13 protein-coding genes are annotated in these 14843 nt (G+C 37.4%); 6 read left to right on the top strand and 7 right to left on the bottom strand.

Annotation, left to right across the window (positions count from 1 at the left end):
• Window positions 1-111 precede the first annotated feature (111 nt).
• From ACT3IB_RS09815 to ACT3IB_RS09805, 3 genes are all read right to left on the bottom strand, one after another.
• Entirely contained in the window at window positions 112-759 is a 648-nt protein-coding gene (locus ACT3IB_RS09815) for a hypothetical protein (protein WP_491538829.1), read from the bottom strand.
• Window positions 760-1313: 554 nt separating this feature from the next.
• Window positions 1314-1679: a hypothetical protein gene (locus tag ACT3IB_RS09810; RefSeq protein WP_491538828.1), complete on the bottom strand. Its 366-nt coding sequence runs from the start codon at window positions 1677-1679 to the stop codon at window positions 1314-1316.
• 106 nt (window positions 1680-1785) lie between these two features.
• On the bottom strand, window positions 1786-2568 hold the full coding sequence (locus ACT3IB_RS09805) for a hypothetical protein (RefSeq protein WP_491538827.1): 783 nt from the start codon (window positions 2566-2568) through the stop codon (window positions 1786-1788).
• A 154-nt stretch (window positions 2569-2722) separates the two neighbouring features.
• Between ACT3IB_RS09805 and ACT3IB_RS09800 the strand changes: the two genes are divergently transcribed.
• From ACT3IB_RS09800 to ACT3IB_RS09775, 6 genes are all read left to right on the top strand, one after another.
• Window positions 2723-4084: a deoxyguanosinetriphosphate triphosphohydrolase family protein gene (locus tag ACT3IB_RS09800; protein ID WP_491538826.1), complete on the top strand. Its 1362-nt coding sequence runs from the start codon at window positions 2723-2725 to the stop codon at window positions 4082-4084.
• Between the two features lie 107 nt (window positions 4085-4191).
• Window positions 4192-4647, top strand: coding sequence for a YccF domain-containing protein (locus tag ACT3IB_RS09795; protein WP_491538825.1), 456 nt, complete (start codon window positions 4192-4194; stop codon window positions 4645-4647).
• Between the two features lie 585 nt (window positions 4648-5232).
• Window positions 5233-6438, top strand: coding sequence for a tyrosine-type recombinase/integrase (locus ACT3IB_RS09790; RefSeq protein WP_491538824.1), 1206 nt, complete (start codon window positions 5233-5235; stop codon window positions 6436-6438).
• Window positions 6439-6444: 6 nt separating this feature from the next.
• A complete protein-coding gene (locus ACT3IB_RS09785) occupies window positions 6445-7491 on the top strand; it encodes a hypothetical protein (protein ID WP_491538823.1) in 1047 nt (348 codons plus the stop codon).
• Between the two features lie 245 nt (window positions 7492-7736).
• Window positions 7737-7946, top strand: coding sequence for a helix-turn-helix transcriptional regulator (locus ACT3IB_RS09780; RefSeq protein WP_491538822.1), 210 nt, complete (start codon window positions 7737-7739; stop codon window positions 7944-7946).
• A gap of 214 nt (window positions 7947-8160) precedes the next feature.
• On the top strand, window positions 8161-10527 hold the full coding sequence (locus tag ACT3IB_RS09775; RefSeq protein ID WP_491538821.1) for a DUF3987 domain-containing protein: 2367 nt from the start codon (window positions 8161-8163) through the stop codon (window positions 10525-10527).
• 122 nt (window positions 10528-10649) lie between these two features.
• Here ACT3IB_RS09775 and ACT3IB_RS09770 read toward each other — a convergent pair whose 3' ends face one another.
• The 4 genes from ACT3IB_RS09770 to ACT3IB_RS09755 form a co-directional block, all read right to left on the bottom strand.
• Window positions 10650-12563 (bottom strand): AAA family ATPase, encoded by a 1914-nt coding sequence (locus ACT3IB_RS09770; protein WP_491538820.1) that lies wholly within the window; start codon window positions 12561-12563, stop codon window positions 10650-10652.
• 239 nt (window positions 12564-12802) lie between these two features.
• On the bottom strand, window positions 12803-13651 hold the full coding sequence (locus ACT3IB_RS09765) for a phospholipase D-like domain-containing protein (protein ID WP_491538819.1): 849 nt from the start codon (window positions 13649-13651) through the stop codon (window positions 12803-12805).
• 122 nt (window positions 13652-13773) lie between these two features.
• Window positions 13774-14457 carry a glycine zipper family protein gene (locus tag ACT3IB_RS09760; RefSeq protein WP_491538818.1) on the bottom strand — a complete coding sequence of 228 codons (684 nt, stop codon included), beginning with the start codon at window positions 14455-14457 and terminating at the stop codon, window positions 13774-13776.
• 2 nt (window positions 14458-14459) lie between these two features.
• Window positions 14460-14741: a helix-turn-helix domain-containing protein gene (locus ACT3IB_RS09755; protein ID WP_491538817.1), complete on the bottom strand. Its 282-nt coding sequence runs from the start codon at window positions 14739-14741 to the stop codon at window positions 14460-14462.
• Window positions 14742-14843 lie beyond the last annotated feature (102 nt).

Below are 14843 nucleotides of genomic sequence, written 5' to 3'. Positions count from 1 at the left end.
TAGATAAGCGTTGTTTTTAAAATAAAATGTAGTGACAGAAATTAAGGAAGCCAAAATTGACAGGTAAAGGCGTGGCACGTCCACTTGATGCGTTGGTTAGCCTAAAATGAATTATTTTTCTAAATCGGTTATAAAGTTACTATTAATCTCATCAATGATATCTAAGAATGTCTTATATTCTTTTTGAAGGCGATTTTCTTCTTCACTTTCAAGAGTTGGAAGAAGTTCTGGTATCTCTGTATTTAAGTCTTTCGGTTTAGAAGGTTCGTAGTTCTTATACTTATCTAATAGTTCTTGCACCTTTTGTTTGTACTTGGTCAGCATTTGTAATTTTGAAATCACTTTATTGTACTGAGAAAAGGTTTCTGATATTTTGAGCTCTGTTTCTCTAACACTATCACTTGAGCTCATATGAAAGTCATGCATTTTTTTAGCTTCATTTTCTTTTCCATTCTCTTCCTTTTCTTTTTCAAGACTATAATTAGCCCACCAATAAAACTTGTGTGCTTTATGTAGTGCTAATTCCCTATAATGATCGCGTAAAAGTTCAGTGAGTCTAAATAATTCTGATTTAAGCTCAAGTATCTTATTATTTTTTTCCTTTCTTCTTCTAAGTTCATAAATAATTAACTGAGGGATAATAGCAGCTGCAGCACCTACAAATGCAGCTAAAATTACATCGCTACTTCCAGAATTTTGTATCAAAAAGTCAATCTTTTCATTCAGTGTATCTAAAACCTTTAGAGTGTCTGATTGCATTATTTTTAGATTTTAATTCGAGGATAGTTTTATTGAAGGCTAACTACATTTATACATACATATGAATTATTAAATAATCATAGTATTAATAATATCACAAATATGCCTTAAAGACTTACCACCAGCTACTATCAATAGCCTATTTGTATGGAAATATCTACTTCTATTATAGAGAACCTGTATTCCCAATAACATACCTTTTATCAGACTACTTTTTGAAGCAACTATTTGGTGTTGTGATTGTCGGGATTAAGCCACTCCCCCACTCTTCTTTGAGCAGTATGGCCAGCATGCGATCATGTAGATCTTTCATCTTCTTGTCATCAAATAGTATGCGATAAATGCAGGCCCAGCAAGTAGACCGAGTATAGTGGATTGGCTTCAATGATATCAACAATACCAAGCGCTCATCATCCGGGCAGTCACCAAAAGGCTCGACCCGGATTTGCCGATAAAATATTTGGGCATTGAGGAGCTGAGAGAGATACCTAAATATTTTTGTACGTTCTGCCTATGCTGAAATTTTGATGGCCAGAGATGAGATATGGTCCGAATTAGAGAGGTAGCTTTCCGAACATTTCGTGGTAAGGAGTTTCAATATTAACAAAATTGAATTTTACCTTAGTTGCCTGCTTTAATGTAGATATGGTTTTCTCGGATCGACCATCAGAGGTCACATAATATTCGATATCGGGATCAAGATGGGCTTGGGCAAATAACTTCGAGTCGTTAGGGATAATAGGGCGTGGAAGCAGGTCATCATCCTTTATATCCCTATCCTTGAATAAGATATCGGCATATGTTCCTGTTTGTTTTGCATGATCGATATTGAAAGGAACAATTTCTAAATATTTAAACGGTAGGTCGGTACGATCACCTCGCACACAATACTCGGCTACTGAAATTGTGGATATTTTCATAATGCATTCTTCGTCTATGAAATATTGAAAATACCCTCGTGCGTTTGAATGTAACTTGTCGGTTTTAGTTAACAGCCGGATAAAGAAGCTTGTATCCAGCAATACACTATAACTCATAGTCACCCCGTAATTCATTCAGCCAATCATCCGCATCGATTCCCTCCCAATGTGGGGTAGCTTGTTCAATCAAGCGATCAAGGTAGTTTTCATCATATTTTTGTTGTATATCAATGAGTTCCACAAGTTTTAGTGTACTGGTATCTATTTCTCCAGTTTGAAGGTGTTGCTTGCCTATTGCACGGACTCCGTATGGCCGATATAACAGGTTTTCTTCCTTTTCTTTTAGAAAATCCTTATCAGTTTGAATAGTGACCGATCCCATTTCTTTAGTATCGATATGTATATTAGTGCGGCTTTTTCCCCCGGCATTGGTAAGTTCTCCATAGAAGTAAAATTCGGCTTCAACCCATATATCATCAGTTCTTTGCCATGTTGTTTCTGGTGAAATAATGAATGGAGTATCAGACTTAGAGACAGATGTAGAAATTTCAAATGTATGATTTTTTTCGTCAGCAGTTTTCTGCAATCGTTCAAAAGCAAGAGCAGACTTGTGCTCTAAAAGATCAATGCTGGACTCTTTTTGAACATCATGTAAAACAGCGTCAAAGCCAACAACAGTCTGACGGGAGGTCTTAAATTTGTGAATAACAGAACCTTCCTCTAATTCATAGGATATAAGTGGACGCCCCTTTTTCCCATCAGGGAAAAGCATCTCTTCAACATCCTCAAGCAGGCTCTTTATGTCATTTATATCATACAGGTCAGGTGTTAGCTCCAGTTTCCCGTGCTTCCCTGATATGCTTATTTTTATAACTTCTTTCCTTTCCATACGGTAAATGTATACAAATTTTGTACAATCAAAAATAGTACCAGTATATATAGTTTAACGTACTAAGGGGATTAGTAGTTTATGATGTTCATTTGTTTGGATAATTTACTTTATTAGAGCCCCTAAATAATATTTTTAATAATTCAAAAATGTTATGAGCCTGCAAAAGAGAGAGGTTAAACTATCAAAACAGGATAAAGAGTATATAGAAGAGAAGTATAGAGAAATAGAAGAACTTGATGAAAGAGCACATGATGTTCAAATAAGTGAGCGTGAACGCAATGATTATCAAAGAGATTATGCAAGAGTTTTGTACTCCTCTTCGTTTAGACGGCTCCAAGGTAAAATGCAGATACTGGGTATTCATCATGATAAGTTTTATCGGAATAGGTTAACTCATAGCTTAGAAGTTGCACAAATAGCGAGAACTATTGCTGGTAACCTTAGAAGAGCAATGAAAGATCATAATTTATCTTTCTATGGAAAGGACATGTATGTGATTGATACATGTGCATTGAGCCATGATTTAGGTCATCCTCCTTTTGGTCATTATGGAGAAAGCATCCTAAATGATTTAGATAAAAAGATCAATTTTGAAGGTAATGCACAGTCAGTTAGAATTTTGACTAAGCTGGAAAAGAAAGTGCCCAATGTCAGAGGACTTAACTTGACTTTTAGGTCATTATTGGGAACCTCAAAATATATTTATTCAGAAGATGATAAAAATCATCATGATAAATATCTTTATCAAGATGATTATATAAAGCTAAAAGAATATGCTGAAAAGAATGATATAAGTTTACGAACTCTTGATGTTCAGATTGTTGATATAGCTGATGAAATCGCTTATGCAGCGCATGATTTGGAGGACTCTTTAAGTTTAGGTCTATTTACGATTGATGAATTTATTCATGAATTAAAAATATGGCTAAAAAATGAGTATCCTGACAGTAACGCTGATGATAAGTTTCAAGAGGTTGTAGATAAATGTAGGAAATTTGCATATAAAGGGGAGTCTTTTAATTCATCAGAAGAGTATTCTTTCCTTTTCAAGAAAGAGTTAACCTCAGAAATTGTAGATACCTTAATAAAAGATATTGGTTTAGTTGAGGTAGAAAAAGAAATGAAAAACAAAACCAATACAGAACAACCGAAGGAATTAGGCTTTAAAAAGTGGGGTATTTTATCAAAAGCACTTAAAAAAGTAACTTTTAAGTGCATTAATAGGTCTGATATAATCCACCTTTATGAAGCAAAAGGAAAGGCTATTATAGAAGGATTATACAAAGCTTTTATTGATAAAAGTTTTAATAAAGAAAATCAGCTTCTCCCTCCTGAATATAGACCCTGTGATAGCTTAAATGACAGTAGGAAAAGACTGATCATAGATTATATTGCAGGTATGCAAGATTCATATGCGGAGTCTGTTTTTCTTAAATATTATGGAGAAAACTCTTTAGATCAGCTCTATTCTGAAGAAGAGTATAGGCTCAAAAGCTCAAAGTATCACTTATAAATAATACGTTACATGCCTTCAATTTCAATACAGATAGTGTTGAAGTATCTGAGTCAGGAACCTATTAGATTCAGTTTAATATTATTTTCGAAAATCAAAAGGATCTAATGAAATTAGTAGGCAATGTACTTTGGTTTTTGTTTGGCGGACTTGTCGCTGGCCTCCTTTGGTGGATTGCAGGAGTTATCATGTATATCTCAATTATTGGTATACCCTGGGGAAAAGCTTGTTTTGTGATTGCAAAACTGGCATTCCTCCCCTTTGGGAAGGAAACAATTAGTCGAGATAAATTGACCGGAAAAAAAGACATAGGTACAGGGAGTTTGGGTACCTTGGGTAATATTATTTGGTTTGTTTTTTCCGGAATTTGGTTAGCCTTAAGCCATGTCTCAGCTGGGATAATAAGTTTTATAACAATTATCGGAATACCTTTTGGCATACAACATTTTAAACTTGCCGGGATTTCATTATTTCCAATTGGAAAAGAGGTTGTGCCGAAAGAGATAGCTGAAGTGGCAAGAAGAAAAGATGCTGAAAGGGGATTAGAAGATTATAGATCATGAATGTGCTAATAGGAAGATGTGCAAGTTTTTTACTTATGGCTCCGTTCATAGCACCGACCGCAATACATTTCCTTATTGGAATATCCTTCGATAAAAGCTGCTCAACTTATTGTGATTGTTGGGGAATATCGTAATGAGCCTGGCTGTGCTTGGCCAATTAGTTCTTTTAGATTAGAGTTCATACCGATTTCTTGAATTATTACTGGGACAGTAAAAAGCTTACGAAAACCAATTATTGAGAGGGGGGGAGTATTATTTTGGTGCCCAAATCGTGCCCAAATTTGAATAAAAGCCTTTCAAGTAGTTCCAACTTTCCCAAACAAAAAAGCCGCTAACTCTTTGCGAGCAAGCGGCTTAGTGTGTTGCGATCCGGACGAGATTCGAACTCGCGACCTCCTGCGTGACAGTTAGTATAGGCATGCATTTCTTAAAATTACTTTTTGTTTAAAAAGTGCGCTAATTAGTTGCATATCATGTAGTTATAGAGTACTATAGGTTTCGACTGATTACTCTACATTAAACAATTCTGTTGTCCCCGTGTTGTCCCGAGAGTTCAGGGACAACAGAATTAAAAAAGATAAACCTATGGCCGAAAAAGCACTCAATGATTTATTTATTAGGAACTATCCTGCCCCTGAAAAAAGAGTAGAAATATACGATGATGTTGTTTCTGGTTTTGCCTTACGTGTAACGCCAACCGGGCACAAGTCTTTTGTATATCGGTATCGATTTGGCGATAAGGTCAAAAGATATACGATTGGATCATATTCAAAAATTAAACTTGCAGATGCACGAGATGTGGCAAGAGACCTTTCGCATAAAATCAACAAAGGGATTGACCCTTTAGAGGAGAGAAGGAAAAAGAAGAATAAGCCTGATCCGATGTCTTTTGCTGAATTAGCAGAAGCATATAAGGAAAAGGGGATGACAAATCTAAAAGAGAAGACGAGAGCAGAATACATTCGCATTGTAGATAACGAGCTTATCCCAAGCTTGGGAAAGAAGCCAGTGAAGGAAATCTCACAAAGAGATATCATTAATTTGCTGGACAGAAAAGCCCTTAAGGATAAATCTCCGACTATGGCTAACCGAATTAGGGCACGGCTATCGCGAATTTTTAATTTCGGCATGAGTCGAGGTCTTGCTGAGTCGAATCCTGTCTCAAACACATCGAAATTTGAACATGGTGAAAACAAGCGGGACAGGGTTTACAGTGACAAAGAAATAAAAAAGCTATGGGCTGCTTTTGAAATTCAAAATGAGCCTGCCCAATCTATCTTCAAAATGTTACTTTTAACCGGCCAAAGAAAAGGAGAGACATCAAAGTTGAGATGGTCTTATATTCAGGATGATGTTTGGACTATTCCCAAAACGATTACAAAGAATAGTACTCCCAATGAAGTGCCTCTATCTTGGTTTGCTAAAGAGGTTCTAAATAATATAAAGCCTCTGACAGGGGATAGTAAGTTTGTGTTTGAGTCCCCTGTCAATAAAGGAGAGCCTATGCAAGACTTAAAAAGAGCGAAGGAGAATGTACGAGCTAAATCCAAAGTAAAAGACTTCCGGCCACATGATCTTCGCAGAACAGTGGCTACTAATTTGGCCAAGCTTAAAGTAGATCGAACGGTATTGGGGAAAATTTTAAACCACAAAAAAATGTCTGGCGATAATTTAGTAACGGCAATTTATGATCGTCATGACTACCTGGAGGAGAAGCGAAAGGCGTTAAGCAAATGGGCCGACAGGTTACATGAAATACTTAACGAAAAGGATGAAGAAGATACTGAATAAAGATTTATGAACGACAATTTTTTGGCAATTACTGGTAATCCTGATCTTTATAGATATAAGTCAGCTGAGGAAAAGTTTTACTATTTGTGGAATGATAATAATGGCATAGACAAAAATTGGATTGATATTTTTGGGATCAATGAACCAATTCAATTTATCGCCTCCGATGAGCGGTTTTTCGGCCAAGAGGACTCAGCCGGGAGCGGGTATGTACGGCCTTATTTTCGATTTTTGAACAAAAGAATCCTGGCCATAAGTGAAAGTCTGGGCGATTATAAAAGGGTGATAGGGAAGTTTGATTTAAAAGCGCCCAAGGTGGATTTGTTGAACATTGTAAGTTCCTATAGAGATAAACTTTTTACTCAAATCGAGCGTCAGTCAAATAAAGCCCATGAAATAAATTCTGAGATCTTAAATCTCCTGAAAGTGATTTTTTATGAGGCAGAATTGTCTTTAAGAGAAGACACAGGTAACGGGGGTATTGATCTAAACCTATTCCCAGAACTTAGATTTTTTGGCAGAGATGTGGTTCTGGGAGGAGCTGATATAGAAATGGCCAAGTCTAATTGGGAGTCTGTAGTAGAGGAATTGGATGCATTTATTTTAACGGATTTAATAGATTCAACAACGGCTGGGCTGAAGGCATTACTTAATAAAAGAGAACCATTTTTGAGGATGGCTGAAGATCTTGCAAGGGATATAATGCCGTTGGAGACCATTATTGAGCAGATAATTGTAGGAAAAGAATTCTCCGAAATTGACTACCTGCGAATAGAGAGGCCAGAACCCTGGGAGGTGGCTATTGAATTTATAGAAGGTGCGAGCTATCAAGAATATAGTACGCGTACGATAGCTCAAGCTATGACTGTCACGCGAGAATATATTTTGGAGAATAATCTGGAGGGCATTAACAGAAAGGTGGAGGCCATTAAAAGGCGTATCAATGAGGAAGTCACTGATAAGCCAGATCGGAAAACGATTAGGAAGTGGATTAAATTTTATGCCCAGAAGGTCTTTCCAGATCAGGAGATCTATACGTCTCGCACACCGTGATTTTAAAATCCAATTAGTCCATCTTAAAATCCACCTTATCTATCGATCTGTTTTATAAGATTGAGAGTGAGTTTACAGCACCCCCTTCATAAATAAAAGTCGCTTGGGATTCAGAGGCTATATTTTAGCATAGAATCCTATCTATATATACAAATAAAAATTTTTTGTTGGTTGGATTAGAAATCCATCTTTCGGGGACTTTATCCTGATACCAGACAGTAACAATTAACTAAATCTGGTATCACATGACTTCAATAAAAATAATACGCCCCAAAGAACTTGCCCAGCTCCTCTCTGTATCAACCGTAACCGTATGGCGCATGGAAAAGCGCGGAGAACTGCCGAAAAGAAAAAAGATATCCTCCCGTACCGTCGGATGGCTCGAAAGCGATATCAAAGAGTGGCTCGAAAATCGTCCTTATGCTGAACCCCAAACCGAAATGGAGGAAGCATAATGGAAATATGCATATCACACGAAGGCTTGGATATAAGCATATCTCACAAGCCTAATAAAGAAAAAAGTATTGGAAAAGAGCTACCGAAGCATTCAACGAAAGGGAATAGTTCGGAGTTAATCCCTGGAATTCCTAACCCATTGAGCCAAAGAGATAAGAAGATTGTGGATGAGACGTGGGAGTATTTTGAATATTTAGCCGAGCGGGGGTTAATATGACAGTAAGCGAACGGTTAAATTCAAATGACATTCGGTTACTTCTGAATCAGCTTGGGATCAATTGGGACAAGAAAAAACCTGATGAGAATGGATGGATCACTATTAATTCACCCCTTCGAGAAGATAAGAATCCATCATTTGGTCTTAATATAAATACAGGTGCCTTTAGAGATCATGGAAATGGCGATAGTGGAGATATCGTCATTCTTATAGAAAACATGAAGAAGGTAGATAGAAATGAGGTGATTCATTGGATTGATAAGCAGGTGAGTATCTACAATAGTAACGTCTACTCTAATGGTAGGGAACCGAAGGGGCCAGCAAGGCAATCAAAAATATTCTGGACTCCAGAACGAATACTTTGGCTTACGGAGGCCCAGCGAAGGCTACAGGAAGAGCCCGATCATGTTGTTGTGCAACAAGCGTATAATTATGATCAGCTTGCTTATGATACTTTGGGTTTCTACGGCTGTGGCATCATAAACAAATATGGTCACGATTGGATGGCTATTCCTTATGAAACAGGCTGCCAGCTTTATCGGAGAGATAATAAGGAGAAAGTGATTGCTACTTTAAAAGGCAGTTCTCCAAGTGGGGGTTTCTTTGGCACTCGTAGGCTTGAAGAGGAAAAAAAGGCTCTACTTATAGCTAAATCTCCACGGGAAGCCATGCTATTTCATCAAACGTATCCAGATGGTCCCAATGTAGTTGGATTGGCAACCGGAGAGATATCCAAACTATCAAGGAAGCAGATAACGTGGCTTAAAGGCGAAATACGTACAGGAAGTTATAGTAATATATTTGTACTCATGGATTGCGATACAAACGCAGCCTATAAAACGGCTAAAAGCTTAACAACAGGCGTTAAAAGCATAGCAGAACACAAAGAGGTATCACTTTTCAATATTTCGAATACTACTGGTGGTAACTCGAAAGATTTTACGGATTTAATCCAAAGTGGATTAGATGAGGATACTTTTAAGCAGTTGTATCAACAAAGAGAAATAATAAATTCTGAAACCCAATCTATAACATCTAAAAATGACCTGGATATATCACCGGATGATTTAAGACTTCCTGAGCGGTTACGAGATAAATTACCTTCTGCCATACAGGATTATTTAACCTATAGCAGTCCGCTTTCGGATGTGCCTAATGAGTTCCTAATAACACCATTTCTGGCTATTACGGGTTCTGCTATTGGGAGACGCCGATATGTAGAAGTAGGCGGCATGACCATTTATCCTACCATTTGGACCGTGTTATTTGCCGGAAGTTCTACTCTTCGGAAATCAACGGCATTAACGTTAGCAAAGAAACCATTTAAGCCGATCATGGAGCGATTTAAGGACCAATATGACAGGGATATGGTGCGGTGGGAGCAGGAAAAAGAGCTTTACGAAGATTCCGATCAAGAATTCAATGATCCAGAGCCTATAAAAAGAACGCTTTATTGCCCGGATGGCTTTTCAGATTTGACATTTTGGGAGTCGCTCAGAGACAATGGAAGCTTAACTTCTATGCCTTCGGAATTTACGGCTCTATGGAGTGAGTTGACTCGGCCACGAAATTCTATGAGAGATCTGGCTCTAAGCATATTTGACGCCGAAGACTCTATACGGAGAACTACAAAAAATGCTGGAGATATTGAGCTGGAAAATCCAGTGTGGTGTATGGCTGGTGCTACTACGCTTCCAAACTTCCAGCGAACCTTGACGAGTAATGAACGAGCTTCGGGGCTTTTACAACGTATTCTTCCGATATGTATGGAAGAGCGAACTAAGGAGTTTAGAGCCTTAACCGAGCTTCAAAAGCCGAATAGCAGACTATATAATAGGATTATAAATATAACTGACCAGTTAGTAGAAATTAATGCTAGGCCAGTTATAATTTCCCTCGAAGCAGAGCAGATATTCACAGAATGGAGTCATAATCTCAATAGGAAAGCAGAATCTCTTTCTGAGCGATTGCCCGATATTGGGGGATACATATCACGATTAAATGTGTATGGGCTTAAATTTGCACTCATATTTCAGCAACTTGACCAACCTGATGAAGATATTTCTCTTCGGAATATGGAAGCGGCTATTGAACTAAGTGAGTGGGTCTTGAATCACATCGTCTATATGTTAGATCGTAACTATATATTTAACCGAAATTATGCCGACCGCGTGAAGATTCGGGAGCTTATTGAAAGGCAATCCGGTAATGTTATGAGTAGAACGAACCTCATGAATATGAGCAACTTTGATAAAGACCAGCTTGATAAGGCCATAAACTCAGATATAGAATCCGGTATTATCGAAGAAATAAAAACTGATACCGGAGGGCGTCCACGAATTGAATACAAGCTACTTAATTAACTTAGAAAGGGGGAGAAAGGATAACCATCAGTCACTTTTATACCCCTTTTTAAGTAAAATAAGTTTATTAAGTATTTCATTTATTCCATACAGCAGTATATAGTCAACGAATTTGTTAATTATTAATTTGCAAAATTAATTACTTGCTTAACAAGCTTATTAAGCTTAGATGATTTAGTATCATCCTCCCAAGCATTTTTTAATGTCCTTGATATAGCTAATCGATTTTTTTTAAGTCCTCCAGGTTGACCATAGTAATTGTATGAGTCTTCAAGATATGTATCCCAGTCCTCTCCCAACTCTTCCGATACTATATCTGTTAGATTCGTTTTCCACATTGTGAGATTCTCTTTAGAAATCGTATTAGTGGGCCATTTATCCTCATCTTCATAACCAAGAAGATTCAAAATCGCTTCATTATCCTTTTTATGTTTAATAATCTCATCTTTTCGTGTTTTGTTTGTATCGGCATCACAAATAACGTATGTGGGTATTTCAAGAAGATTAGCAATACACAATGGTTTGATAATCCTATTTTTTCCTCCTACTGGCACTATATGGCAGCCATTTTTGCGAAAGTCTTTTAGCTTTTCATTGAGCATTAAATAGGTCATTACGTAAGCCACATCTTCAATCCCTTCGACTAAAATTAATTTCTGACAGAAGAACATTTCATTTATAACGGGATTTAAAATGGGATAAAGTTTAGCTAATACCCCTTTTTCTTTCAGTAATTTTTGTCCTGCATTATTTAATTCAGAGGCCAACTCATCATAAGTAATACGTGTAACATATGATGATTTTGAGTTTTGCTTCTCTCTTACCAGTCTAACAGCTTCAAAGTTATCCCCAGGGATAAAAAGCGGCTCATGTGAACACATCATTATTTGTGAGTCTTTTGCCGATAGCTCATATAGAACTTCTGATAAATATCTAATTTGTGGGGGATGTTGGTATATTTCTGGTTCTTCGATACCCATTATCAGCTTTGGGGCGTCTTCGTCTTCAATGTCAGATAGTTCTTGAAGCAATGCGAGCATATAAGATCTTTGTAACCCATGGCCAAATCTTGCTAATTCACCTTCGAATCCCCTTTCACCTAATTGTATGTAAGCCCATGGTTCATCAACCTTTACTGACTTTTCAGGATCGTTTTTCCAAAGTACTTGGGCAGATACATCAGGATGAGACCATGATTTTAATTTTGTTTCTAATGAATTCGAAATTTCACTCAAGACATCTTGTTCGGCTTCAAGCATATCTTGATAATCCTCTTGTAGACTCTGACGAAGTTCTGAAGTTTTTTCATCAAAATTTACTTTAGATCTAACTGTTCTTTCAAGTAGCTGTCCTAAAACAGAATTACGAGATTCCTCACTTTCTTCAGTTAGATCCTTGGAGGCTGGTACGTAAACCCATTGTATATGAGGGTCAAGTTTATTTTTCCCTCTTGTAAAACCATAAAACTCATCCTGACTTGGAATTGAGATACATTCTTCTGGATGATTTTCCTCATATTCATGTAAAGCATTTTCCATATCCGCTTTTACCCATACATCTGGTAAATCCGGATATTCAGATCTTAATTTTTGGTAAATGTTTTTCAACTTCTCAGCCTTCGCACCCGAACTATCAGCTTTAAAATATTTTCTAAAGTCATCGAGGCCCAAACGACTTCCATACTGTGTTACTTCAGCAACTCCTGTCTTTTCGTTAAAATCTGCTTCTGCAGTTACGATTAACTTACCTTGCCTTACGTAATCATCTAAATCATTTTTAGCCTGGTCAGATAAATTTGAAAATGTTACCGTAATTCGTATTGGGTCGTCAGTATTTTTATGATGAAAGTCTTCCTCTTTAAGCTTGCTTAAATCTGTGGAGGTATCTTTATATTGTCGAAAAAAGACATTTAGTGCTTCAAGGATTGTAGATTTTCCAGAACCGTTTGCGCCAACGAAACAGGTATAATTGTCAAAACTAATGGTTTCATCATTAAAGCCCCGAAAATTCTCTATTTGAATACTTTCTATTTTCATTCTTACTAATTGATGAGAATTGAATTGTTAAGTAACCAACTTTTTTAAGACCTCATTCTAAGAACTGTAATTCCAAAGGGCAAAAAACAAAAGTTTCGATAGAAACTTTTATTAGTACCTAAATTTCTTAATGGTTTAATATTAATAGGTGGGAGATAGGCGCTTAGAATGGAAATTTGACAAAATCGGCCTTTAGGGTACTTAAGCGGCAATTTTCCCCTAATTAACCGAAATTCAGGTTAGTTTTTACGTAAAAGCTTCGATGATTTGAAATCTTCGATATTCTGTATAAAACAAAATATCAATTTTGCCACCATTTCTTTTTCAGAGTTGATGACATTGGAAATCTGCTTAGAGTTTATCCCGGTTTTAGAAAAACCGATTGCCAAATCATAACTTCGTTCTCCACCTTCAATGAAGTTGATACCTAAATCGTTGGGGAAAGAAAAATCTGTTAATAGATGGGACCGGTAATCGTATTCCTTCCCGGATAGAATAGATCTGATTACTAAGAAAAATTCATGGCCTTGTTTTTCTATCTCGATATCAAAGTTGTTGCTCCCTGTTCGTATTTGCATTGAGTTGTAGTTCGAGTAGATCTTAAGCTTTGGAAAATTGCTCTTTAATCTGACATAGATTTCATCTTCAAGGGTGGTGGAAAAGTTGGATTTATTCTCCTCAAAAGGGTAAATATATCGCTTGTAATATCCGACAATATCTTCGTATTCTCTCTCGGTCTCTATTTTATGGCCAATTTCTAAGGAATGCTGGTCAGAGCTCCTTAGTAAATTCATAGAGGTTGTAAGGGCTTCTTTTTCATTGAAATAGAGTTTCGTATGCAGATTAGGTATCAGGTAAGGAGTTATACCTAATTTCTGTAGCTGGTCAATGGATTTCAGATTTTTTTGACCGTCTCTTACATACATGCGAAACTTAATATCTTTACTAACCACGTGTTTTAGCCTGGAGGAAAGTTTTGGCCATCCCGTAATTTGTATGTAGGGTGAAACTAATACTAAATATTCGTCCGTTTCATCGATGATGTTAAAGATCTCTCCTGATATCTTGCTTGGCGCTATTATCTTCATCTACACTGCCTTGTTTTCCTATACAAATAAAAGCCAGAGGAGTGTATGACTTTTCTTCCCAATTAAGCAAAGCCAGATGATTCCCTTTTAGACAGGAATCCTAATATGGGCCCTAATTAACCCTAATTAGGTAGAAAACCTGACTGATTTGTAGATTGAGTAGATGTATCAAGGACTTTTTGGTTATATACTTCGTGCACCGAAGCTGGTGGGTGGCTCAAATTGTTATACGGATTGACATATTTATACATAAGGATAGCTATGCCTAATCCACTAAATGCACCAATCCCTGCTCCCGTTGCATTATTGCTTACTGCATGACCTGTTATAGCCCCTAACAAGGCTGATAATACCCCAATTACTGCGCGACCTTGCGGGCTGTCTTTTTCAAGTGCTTTCTTTAATACCAAGGGTAGAGTAATCATTCCGGCAGGCCGAACATAATCTTCCCCTTCGGGTAGCAAAGAATAATTATGTATGACATTCTGCGGCTTATCTGCTGGCTTTTGCCCCTTATTAGGGCTAATATTAGGCTTATTAGGGTGGGTTTCCTCTGGATTTGCCCGTTTTTCTATATTTTGGTTTTCACCGGAAACCAAAAACTCGGGAACGTCATATCCTTTGATGCGTCCGGTATCTGAGACGATTGCCCATTCGGCCACAGGATAACCTCCGCAATTGTATTCATTTTTGACAGCTTCGGTTAGAGATGGGGGCGAAACGTCTAACACTTCGGCCAGCTGCTTGCCATTTAAGAATATACGATTGTCGGTAGAAAGGGTAATTGTTTGATGTGTTGTATCCATGGTTAGTTATCAGTGTTAAACAAATAGGCCAGTAAGGCAACGATTCCTCCGGTAAGAAGGGCACGCCTGAGCCCATTTATGAATTGTTGTTTTTGTTTCTCCCCTTCGGCTGCATCTAACCTGCTTCGAAGCTGTATCATGGTCGCCAGTGCGAAATCATTAGGTCGGGCCGTGCCACGCTCCCACTTCAATACCGCTTGGGCCGTAACGCCAAAATACCGACCGAAGTCGGCCAGGCTCCATCCCAAACGCTGTCGCAGTTGTTTGATTTCTTCCGGTTCCATATAGATAGAACATACGAAAAATTCCGATAAAAATCATCAAAGTTATTAACTAAGTTAATAAATGACCCTAAATTAGCCCTAATTAGGCTAATTAGGGTGCAA

This window comes from Fodinibius sp. GM21 (assembly GCF_058386955.1).
Note: the sequence above shows the minus strand (reverse complement) of the source record. Positions and strands in the feature narration are given on the sequence as shown.

Bases quoted from the DNA above. Each gene is read 5' to 3' on its own strand.
- ACT3IB_RS09785 (WP_491538823.1), top strand. From the start codon at position 6,445: ATGAACGACAATTTTTTGGCAATTACTGGTAATCCTGATCTTTATAGA.
- ACT3IB_RS09770 (WP_491538820.1), bottom strand. From the start codon at position 12,563: ATGAAAATAGAAAGTATTCAAATAGAGAATTTTCGGGGCTTTAATGAT.
- ACT3IB_RS09780 (WP_491538822.1), top strand. From the start codon at position 7,737: ATGACTTCAATAAAAATAATACGCCCCAAAGAACTTGCCCAGCTCCTC.
- ACT3IB_RS09810 (WP_491538828.1), bottom strand. From the start codon at position 1,679: ATGAAAATATCCACAATTTCAGTAGCCGAGTATTGTGTGCGAGGTGAT.
- ACT3IB_RS09790 (WP_491538824.1), top strand. From the start codon at position 5,233: ATGGCCGAAAAAGCACTCAATGATTTATTTATTAGGAACTATCCTGCC.
- ACT3IB_RS09795 (WP_491538825.1), top strand. From the start codon at position 4,192: ATGAAATTAGTAGGCAATGTACTTTGGTTTTTGTTTGGCGGACTTGTC.
- ACT3IB_RS09760 (WP_491538818.1), bottom strand. From the start codon at position 14,457: ATGGATACAACACATCAAACAATTACCCTTTCTACCGACAATCGTATA.
- ACT3IB_RS09805 (WP_491538827.1), bottom strand. From the start codon at position 2,568: ATGGAAAGGAAAGAAGTTATAAAAATAAGCATATCAGGGAAGCACGGG.
- ACT3IB_RS09775 (WP_491538821.1), top strand. From the start codon at position 8,161: ATGACAGTAAGCGAACGGTTAAATTCAAATGACATTCGGTTACTTCTG.
- ACT3IB_RS09800 (WP_491538826.1), top strand. From the start codon at position 2,723: ATGAGCCTGCAAAAGAGAGAGGTTAAACTATCAAAACAGGATAAAGAG.
- ACT3IB_RS09765 (WP_491538819.1), bottom strand. From the start codon at position 13,651: ATGAAGATAATAGCGCCAAGCAAGATATCAGGAGAGATCTTTAACATC.
- ACT3IB_RS09815 (WP_491538829.1), bottom strand. From the start codon at position 759: ATGCAATCAGACACTCTAAAGGTTTTAGATACACTGAATGAAAAGATT.
- ACT3IB_RS09755 (WP_491538817.1), bottom strand. From the start codon at position 14,741: ATGGAACCGGAAGAAATCAAACAACTGCGACAGCGTTTGGGATGGAGC.